The sequence below is a fragment of the Streptomyces sp. NPDC086077 genome, from assembly GCF_040686175.1.
Classification (GTDB): domain Bacteria; phylum Actinomycetota; class Actinomycetes; order Streptomycetales; family Streptomycetaceae; genus Streptomyces.
Map to the genome: position 1 here is coordinate 1 of NZ_JBFBJT010000318.1, position 1442 is coordinate 1442.

Consider the following 1442-nt stretch of genomic DNA (forward strand, 5'->3'; position numbering starts at 1 on the left):
TCGTCCGCGGATGTGTCGCCCGCGGCCTTCTTCCGGGTTGCGGATGACTGGGGCAGCGTTTCTCCGAAGGCGCGCGACACTTCCCTGAGCGCGGAGGTGACCTCGCTGGGGATCATCCAGAAGGTGCTGCCTTGTCCTTTGGCGAGTTCGGGGAGTGCCTGGAGGTACTGGTAGGCGAGCAGCTTGGGGTCCGGATCGTTGCGGTGCACCGCCTGGAACACCTCGTCGATGGCCCGGGACTGCCCTTCGGCCTTGAGGATCTCGGCCGTCCGGTTGCCTTCCGCGCGCAGAACCGCGGACTGCTTGTCGCCCTCGGCGGTGAGGATCTGCGCCTGGCGCTGTCCCTCGGCGCCAAGGATCGCGGCCCGCTTGTCCCGCTCGGCCCGCATCTGTTTTTCCATGGCGTCCTTGATGGACTGAGGGGGATCGATGGCCTTGATCTCCACACGGTTGACCCGCAGCCCCCACTTGCCGGTGGCGTCGTCCAGTACCCCCCGCAGCTGGCTGTTGATGGTGTCTCGGGAGGTGAGCGTCTTCTCCAAGTCCATGGAACCGACGACGTTGCGCAGCGTCGTGACGGTGAGTTGCTCGACCGCTTGAAGGAAGCTGGCGATCTCGTAGGCCGCCGCACGGGGGTCGGTGACCTGGAAGTAGATGACGGTGTCGATCTCGACGACCAGGTTGTCCTCGGTAATGACCGGCTGAGGTTTGAAGGAGACGACCTGCTCCCGCAGGTCGATCGGAGGATAGACATGATCGATGTACGGGACGACGACGTTCAGGCCCGGTTGCAAGGTGCGATGGTAGCGGCCGAGGCGTTCGACGTTACGCGCGCGTGCCTGCGGCACAATGCGTACCGCCCGCACCACCGTGAACACCGCGATGACGGCAACGATCAGGCCTGCGATGAGGAACGCCGAGGCTTCCACGGTCACTCCCGGGGATAGACGAGGGCGGTGGCGCCGCTGATCTGTATGACGTCGACGGTGGTGCCGGGAGGAATGACCAGCGTCTCGTCATAGGCGCGAGCCGTCCAGTCCTCACCGCGGATACGGACCCGGCCACCTGCGCCCGTCACCTCCGAGACGGCGTAGGCAGCCGAACCGACGAGTGCGTCCACGCCGAAACGTTCAGCCTGAGGCCGATTCACAAAGCGCAGCGCGAGAGGACGAACAAACACCAGTCCCGCCGTGGCGCCAACGGTGAACACCACGAACTGCCAGGCGAGCGGCACCCCGAACGAAGCGCTCACCGCGGTGAGCAAGGCGGCACCGCCGAGAATCCCCAGGGCCGCGGTAGCGGTGAAGATCTCCGCCACCACGAGTACCGCGGCGATGATCAACCAGATGAGCCATGGATCCATCGACACCCCTCCCAGGTGCGGCATGCGGGAGAAGGCGCGTCGGCTACCAGGATCAAGCTGCAGCCAAAACGCTTTTGTG

The 1442-nt window shown here is 65.3% G+C and carries 2 protein-coding genes; both read right to left on the bottom strand.

Annotated elements, in window-relative coordinates:
- Positions 1-929 (bottom strand): SPFH domain-containing protein (locus tag AB0O67_RS37325; protein WP_365460566.1); only part of this gene is annotated, 929 nt, incomplete at its 3' end.
- Between the two features lie 2 nt (positions 930-931).
- Positions 932-1363: an NfeD family protein gene (locus AB0O67_RS37330; RefSeq protein WP_365460568.1), complete on the bottom strand. Its 432-nt coding sequence runs from the start codon at positions 1361-1363 to the stop codon at positions 932-934.
- Between the last annotated feature and the right edge of the window lie 79 nt (positions 1364-1442).

Coding starts and splice junctions, on each gene's coding strand:
- AB0O67_RS37330 (WP_365460568.1), bottom strand. CDS start 1,363: ATGGATCCATGGCTCATCTGGTTGATCATCGCCGCGGTACTCGTGGTG.